General features: G+C 49.1%; 4 protein-coding genes and 2 pseudogenes. 3 read left to right on the top strand and 3 right to left on the bottom strand.

The window, feature by feature from the left end; translation table 11 throughout:
• Nucleotides 1–383: 383 nt before the first annotated feature.
• Both HMPREF3096_RS09650 and umuC read right to left on the bottom strand, forming a co-directional pair.
• Nucleotides 384–612, bottom strand: a pseudogene (locus tag HMPREF3096_RS09650) (type II toxin-antitoxin system Phd/YefM family antitoxin).
• Nucleotides 613–690: 78 nt separating this feature from the next.
• A pseudogene (umuC, locus tag HMPREF3096_RS31395) lies at nucleotides 691–1,743 on the bottom strand (translesion error-prone DNA polymerase V subunit UmuC); the annotation flags it as partial.
• 339 nt (nucleotides 1,744–2,082) lie between these two features.
• On the opposite strand from umuC, the gene HMPREF3096_RS09635 reads away from it, so the two are divergent.
• The 3 genes from HMPREF3096_RS09635 (at nucleotide 2,083) to HMPREF3096_RS09625 (ending at nucleotide 5,900) form a co-directional block, all read left to right on the top strand.
• Nucleotides 2,083–3,203 (top strand): IS3 family transposase gene (locus HMPREF3096_RS09635; RefSeq protein ID WP_141749328.1). Its coding sequence is split into 2 segments (ribosomal slippage): nucleotides 2,083–2,341 and nucleotides 2,341–3,203, totalling 1,122 coding nucleotides; the frame shifts between segments, so codons are not numbered across the junction.
• 806 nt (nucleotides 3,204–4,009) lie between these two features.
• A complete protein-coding gene (gene kop / locus HMPREF3096_RS09630) occupies nucleotides 4,010–4,945 on the top strand; it encodes an omptin family outer membrane protease Kop (RefSeq protein ID WP_048326507.1) in 936 nt (311 codons plus the stop codon).
• Nucleotides 4,946–5,417: 472 nt separating this feature from the next.
• Complete coding sequence (locus tag HMPREF3096_RS09625; protein WP_004210306.1) at nucleotides 5,418–5,900, top strand: hypothetical protein; 483 nt, start codon at nucleotides 5,418–5,420, stop codon at nucleotides 5,898–5,900.
• A 243-nt stretch (nucleotides 5,901–6,143) separates the two neighbouring features.
• Here the strand turns inward: HMPREF3096_RS09625 and HMPREF3096_RS31185 are convergent.
• A partial coding sequence (locus HMPREF3096_RS31185) for a hypothetical protein (RefSeq protein ID WP_070544403.1) occupies nucleotides 6,144–6,404 on the bottom strand: 261 nt, incomplete at its 5' end.

The raw sequence follows: 6,404 nt of genomic DNA, 5'->3' as shown, positions 1-6,404 counted from the left end.
CCTGGGACCACGGTCCCACCTGCATCGTCGTTACATTATTAGTTTGGGACCGCAGTTCCATCAATGCCTGTCACGAACAGGTATTGGCATGGCGCCGGTGACCCGTTGAGCGGAGTAATCACGCAGCAGGACTGCTATTACAGGCGATGGTGAAAGCTCTGTTGGGAAATGAACGAAGCATGCATGTTGAGTGAAATCTGCAAAATTTCGCAGGGTATGCGGCTTAATTTTAAATTTCCGCCAGCATTTTTAAAGCCAGTTGCCGCCGCTGTGCGTAGGCCGGTCCTTCGTTCGGCTGGTAACCAGTTCCGGCCGTTTTTACGACCTTGGGATCATCTCGTCAGCAGTGTCTCCACTGTGATGTCGTTTGTCACGTTGTCCGATCACAAAATATACTGGTTTTGACGTTCTGTTATCAATTGCGCCAGGTCTTTTTCGTCCAGAAGATGGAGCATTTTTTCATACAGAACCGCGGGCACACAATAAAAAAACAGGCCGGTTGCTGTCAATAATAGCGACCGAGTAGCCGCAGCCGGCACCGGCGCTGGCCACCGGATCGTTTTTAAGTTCGCTGACGCTGGCTGTTACATCACACAGAATGATATTTGTCATGGTTCCCCCCTGAGACAAGTCATCTGCATGATCGGTAAAGTATGATCTGGCGGCAAGTTCCGTCTGTCATTTCGCCGGTCAGAAACGGGCAACCGGCAGCTCCTTCCAGCGAGTGGTATATGCCGATGAAAGCATCTCACGTTTCATCTGCCATTCCGGGCCTATCCCTCAACCGGCAAACCATACTTTACCCAGCCCTGAGTTGTTGATCTCGTCCAGAACCATCATCAGCTCAGCACTGTGAGGCCGTGGCGGGCGTTCGTCGAACAGCTGCAGCTGCGAAACGCCAGACCCGGTGAAATCATTCAGCATAACTCCGGCTTTGGCATACCGGTGCCCATCGTTCCTGATACGCTCCAGAGCCGTTGTGGCGGCAGCAATGATGTCCCCGGTGTCCAGAGTGGGTGTAAGCAGTTTCTCCGTGGCCACGTTGCCGTAGTAAGGCTCTTTAACGGCGAACGGAGACGTTTTGATGGAAACGGAAATATGCCGGCAATACTGGTGCTCTTTACGCAGCTTTTCAGAGGCCCGCTCAGCGTGCTGACAGATAGCCTGGCGGAGCGACTCGTACTCCTTGATCTTCACACCAAAACTGCGACTGCAGACAATTTGCTGTTTCGTCGGAGGGGCTTCCTCAAGCGAAAGGCAGCTTTCCCCGTTCAGTTCACGTACCGTTCGCTCTAGGACCACAGAAAAATTTTTGCGGATGAAGGTCGGGTTCGTCAGGGCCAGATCGAGCGCGGTCTTTATGCCCAGCACATTCAGCTTGCGTGCAATAAGGTTACCCACCCCCCAGATTTCTTCAACCGGCTGCAGTGAAAGCAGTTTCCGCGTTCTCTGCGGATTTCCCCTGGTCAGAGCGAGTACGCCACGAAACTGTTTCCACTCTTTTGAGACTCACTGGGCTGATTTTGCGAGGGTTTTGGTTGGTCCGGCGCCCACGCCAATGGTCAGGCGGGTACAGTCATACACGTGCTGACGCAGCTGCCGGCCAAAGTCCTCAAGCCCCATACAGTGCTCCAGGCCGGTCAGGTTGAGGAACATCTCATCAATTGAATACTCTTCCACCCTTGGGGCCAGTACCTCCAGGCAGTTCATCACGCGCGCCGACATCGAGGCGTTTATGTGGAATAGAAAATCAATATAAATAATGCATGCTTTAAAAGATTACAATGAACTAAAAGCATACGTCCGAAATTGTTACCATATCTCAAGATTCACAACTAATAATTTCGTATATTAATCCTCCAGGGCAGGTAGTCAGCTATCTGTTTGGCTTCCCTGATGCGATGGTAAAATGAAAAGACCACCGTTATGGGTTTAATAAAAAGATGCAGTCTTCTCCAGCTCAGCATGTTAGAAGGATTTTTCAATGGATGTTGAAATCAACTACTGCAATTGACCTGCTCCCCGTTGATTAATACACCGCGATGTTAGTAATGTCTTCATAAGCCACATGAGGACATCCTCATGAAGAAGCGTTTTTCCGACGAACAGATCATCAGTATTCTCCGCGAAGCCGAAGCTGGGGTACCCGCCCGTGAACTCTGCCGCAAGCATGCCATTTCCGATGCCACGTTTTACACCTGGCGTAAGAAGTATGGCGGTATGGAGGTGCCCGAGGTTAAGCGCCTTAAGTCGCTTGAGGAAGAGAACGCCAGACTCAAGAAGCTGCTTGCCGAAGCCATGCTGGATAAAGAGGCGCTTCAGGTGGCTCTTGGGCGAAAGTACTGACGACAGACCAGAAGCGGGAAGCCGTGATGCTGATGTGTGATGCGACCGGTCTGTCGCAACGTCGTGCCTGCAGGCTTACAGGTTTATCCCTGTCGACCTGCCGCTATGAGGCTCACCGTCCGGCTGCTGATGCGCATTTATCAGGGCGCATCACTGAGCTGGCACTGGAGCGCAGGCGTTTTGGCTACCGACGCATCTGGCAGTTACTGCGCCGTGAAGGCCTTCATGTTAATCACAAGCGTGTGTACCGCCTTTATCATCTGAGCGGGCTGGGCGTAAAACGCAGGCGACGTCGTAAAGGGCTGGCTACAGAACGTCTGCCGCTGCTCCGCCCGGCGGCACCCAACCTGACCTGGTCGATGGATTTTGTCATGGACGCGCTGGCCACCGGTCGCAGGATCAAGTGCCTGACCTGCGTGGACGACTTCACGAAGGAGTGTCTGACAATGACCATCGCATTCGGGATTTCAGGCGTTCAGGTCACGCGTATTCTGGACAGCATTGCACTGTTCCGAGGCTATCCGGCGACGATAAGAACTGACCAGGGGCCGGAGTTCACTTGCCGCGCACTGGATCAATGGGCTTTTGAGCATGGTGTTGAGTTGCGCTTAATTCAGCCGGGTAAGCCAACGCAGAACGGATTTATTGAGAGCTTTAACGGACGATTTCGCGATGAATGCCTGAATGAGCACTGGTTCAGCGATATCGTTCACGCAAGGAAAATCATTAATGACTGGCGGCAGGATTATAACGAGTGTCGTCCACATTCAGCACTGAATTATCAGACGCCATCAGAGTTTGCAGCACGGTGGCGAAATGGAAAATGTGAAGGTAAACAAACCGACCTTACTAACTGATGGTTGTATCTAATCCTGGGGGCAGGTCAGGTATTCTGGCCGGGGAAGGGGCTCTAATCCCGGAGCACGTGTACCTATGACTACTGTTTTCGACAATCACCGCATATTGGTTATGCCCAAATAGGGGAAGGTCTATTGTATGCGATATCGGGCTATGGCTGATCAGAGCTGGTTCTGCCTGGTCTGAACAACAGGTGTCTACTGGATGCGACAACCAACGCACCGGTAGGTGCTGACAGGTAATGGTCTACTGTATGCGAGGTGAGGTTAAATGGCCGCTCCTCTCTGGTTATGCAGGTTACGAACAACTTTGGTGTCTACTGGATACGCCAAGCCATGCACCGCTACGTGCTGACAGGCAATTGTCTACTGCATTCGACGCCCGGTTAAATGGCCGAGCATCGCCTGGTATGCACCAATAGGGTCTACTGTATGCGAGAGTCGACATATAACCCATGTTAAGTGTCTACTGTGTGAGGCAACCTGTGAAGCCTCGTGGGTAAAGGTCTACTGTACTCGATGGTTAGGAACGATCACTTACTGACCATCGATACAGCTCCAGTGGTCTGTATAATTCTGCCGTCCGAGAGTGATATGAGTTCGCAGTCCAATAACCATCAGAAGATTACACTAACTATTTTAACTATAAGAAACTGAATTATATACCTATTAAGCAACCTGAATAGAGATGCTGGATATGTTTCCAGAAACCTAAAATTACAAAAATTTACAGTTGCTACTTATTTGTATGAGTTTTAAACTATCTTTGCAACACACGGAAAAATGTTTCATTATGGGAATAAAAAATGAACAAAAGTACAATTGCATTGATGATGGCCATGCTTTCAGGTACTGCTTATGCTGACTCTACGCAGTTAACGCCAAATTTCTCACCGGAAAGTGTAACTGTATCTACCTCCGCCGGGATGTTAAGCGGTAAATCTCATGAAATGGTTTATGATACTGGTACAGGAAGAAAGGTCAGCCAGCTGGACTGGAAGATCAAGAATGTTGCCATTTTAAAAGGCGACATTTCCTGGGATGCATATTCGTTTCTGACACTGAATGCACGAGGCTGGACATCCCTGGCTTCCGGGGCAGGTCATATGGACGACTATGACTGGATGAACGATAATCAATCGGGATGGACTGACCACTCATCCCACCCCAGCACGAACGTCAACTATGCCAATGAATTCGATCTGAACGCAAAAGGCTGGGTTTTCCAGAATGAAAACTATAAAGCGGGTGTAATGGCTGGTTATCAGGAGACTCGATTCAGCTGGACTGCAACCGGTGGTTCCTATAACTACGATAATGGTGCATATACTGGAGAATTCCCTGCTGGTGAACGTGGAATTGGCTATAGCCAGCGGTTTTCCATGCCGTACATTGGCCTTGTAGGTCAGTATCGTATTAATGATTTTGAGTTCAATGCATTGTTTAAATTCAGTGACTGGGTTCGGGCGCACGATAACGATGAGCACTACATGCGGGATTTAACTTTCCGTGAGAAGACGACCAGTTCACGTTACTATGGCACTTCAATTGATGCCGGATATTACGTAACTCCGAACGCCAAAGTATTTTCTGAGTTCACCTACAGTAAATATGAGGAGGCTAAGGGAGGGACTCAGATTATTGATACTAACAGTGGCGAGTCCGCCTCCATTGGGGGAGATGCCGCCGGGATATCAAATAAAAACTATACGATTACAGCGGGCCTGCAATATCGATTCTAAGTAAAAAATCTTGATTAGGATGATTTGTTCCATTTCATTCGTTACCTAATCATGACACATGCCATATTTTATGCCAGAGTAACAGCTCTGGCATTGAAAGATTTCATAAATTAAAAGTCAGGCATACCCGTCAAGCGTAGAAGATGAAATCCACATAAAAAACAGAACTATAGTATGATGCAGCACCATATCATCCATCAAGATTTCGGAGGATATAAGAACAGAATTTATTAAGATATGGAAATATCGAGGTTCCTGTATTTTCTGTCTACTACAGTAGACCACCGGGAAAAGAGATAACATGTATACGCCCGGATTTCAGAAATCGGATTAACTAAATACCATAACACAAAAGCTATAATTCAAAAGAGACAGCCACCTGCACTGAATCAGATCGGTTTCCTGATTTTTGTTTAACCTGATACTTAATGCTAATGTATGCGTACATTAGCTTTGGCTGAGGACAAGATTCGTGAGAGCTGAAACGAAAGAAGCTATGCGGATGTTTTTGGGGGGACGTTGCTACACGGCTAAACAACTCGAGAAGGACTATCTCTCTGAAGTGGCAGGTTACAGCGACGACCGCTGGGAAGCGCCGCAAAGAGCTGCCCGGCTGGCGGCAGCGGTAAAACGCTACAAAACCTCTGAGATGCTGCGTTTTATTTTTGCCACCATCGCGTATGATCCCGACCCGGATCTGACCCCGCTTGCCGTGAGGCGGCTGTGTCAGGCCTTGTTCGGCAGAACCGGTAGCCAGTGGCTTATAGTGGAAATTTTCGGGGTGAAGGGACGGCAGCACCGCAGCGATGACAGCACTCCGGAGGCCGTTGAAAAAATGGCAACCAGATATCGTCACGCCGCAGGGCTGCACTGGGCGGCAACTCTGGCGGAAATTGAGCGGGTAAAGCGCAACTATCAGACCCAGGTTAAGGCATCCAGGAAGGGAGAAGGGTAAATAACATAAATTTAATGCTAATGTACGCATACATTAGCATTAAGATAAAATGGCTATACCACCAGTTTTTGTATCCAGATGGCTTACTGACATGTTTCCTTGCTCGGTAATTCAGGTCTGAATGCGACAGGGGCCTACAGCACAGAACGGGATTGAGAACTGGAATGCGCTGGTCTGTTTTGCACCAGCGCTACGGGGTTTTTTATACCACACACAGGTTTCAGCTGGTGGGCATCACGGCAGCTACCTGAGCTTACTGTAGTGTTTTTGCCCAGCCCGATACTGTTTTATTGCAGCCTGTTGGCAGGCTACAGAGTCAGCCGGGGCGATGTCTGGATTTTCTTTCAGTGCGTCAATTGTGGCCTGCACCATGCCCTTGTCCAAACCCCATGTGGGGGAGGAGGGATTATTGGCTTCTAAAGGGACTTTCAGTTCCAGTACATCTCGTTTAGCACACGTTTTATTTGCCTGGTGGCTTTGTTGAATAAATCGAACTTTTGCTGA

The sequence above is a fragment of the Klebsiella sp. HMSC25G12 genome, from assembly GCF_001807705.1.
Taxonomy (GTDB): Bacteria; Pseudomonadota; Gammaproteobacteria; order Enterobacterales; family Enterobacteriaceae; genus Klebsiella; species Klebsiella variicola.
The sequence above is the reverse complement of the archived record's forward strand: the minus strand, read 5'-3'. Positions and strand labels throughout refer to the sequence as shown.

What these genes read in the sequence shown, in the direction of transcription:
- kop (WP_048326507.1), top strand. Translation starts at nt 4,010, where the DNA reads ATGAACAAAAGTACAATTGCATTGATGATGGCCATGCTTTCAGGTACT.